Source organism: Paracoccus pacificus (genome assembly GCF_042680785.1).
Classification (GTDB): domain Bacteria; phylum Pseudomonadota; class Alphaproteobacteria; order Rhodobacterales; family Rhodobacteraceae; genus Paracoccus; species Paracoccus pacificus.
Genome location: NZ_JBHUEN010000060.1, coordinates 1 through 517, shown reverse-complemented (window position 1 = coordinate 517; position 517 = coordinate 1). Strand labels below are relative to the sequence as shown.

Annotated in this window: 1 protein-coding gene; it reads left to right on the top strand. The window is 64.4% G+C overall.

Annotated elements, in window-relative coordinates; translation table 11 throughout:
- Positions 1 to 517, top strand: a 517-nt coding sequence (locus tag ACFSCT_RS19505) for a Mu transposase domain-containing protein (protein WP_417629389.1), incomplete at both ends; no start/stop codon positions are given.

Sequence of the window (517 nt, the reverse complement as noted above, 5' to 3'; positions counted from 1 at the left end):
AAGCGCAATGCCGCAAGCGTCAGCACGCCGTCCTGCGCGGCGAGAGCGAGACAATCAGCGAGAGATTGCAGCGCGACCTCGCCGCGATGCGCCCGCTCCCGGGGGCGCCGTTCGATGCCTGCGATCAGGACAACGGCCGGGTCTCGTCGCAATCGCTCGTGCGTTACAAGACCAACGATTACTCGGTGCCAGTTGCTTACGGCCATCAGGATGTCTGGATCCGGGGCTATATCCATGAGGTGGTGATCGGCTGCCGGGGCGAGGTGATCGCCCGCCATCCCCGGTGCTGGGATCGCGCCGAACTTGTCTTCGACCCGATCCATTACCTTCCGCTGATCGAGCAGAAGATCAATGCGCTGGATCAGGCGGCACCGCTGCAGGGCTGGGACCTGCCGGAAGAGTTCGCCACCTTGCGCCGGCTGATGGAGGCGCGGATGAACCGGCAGGGCCGGCGCGAATATGTCCAGGTTCTCCGGCTTCTGGAAACCTTCGATCTGGCCGATCTGCATGCGGCCGT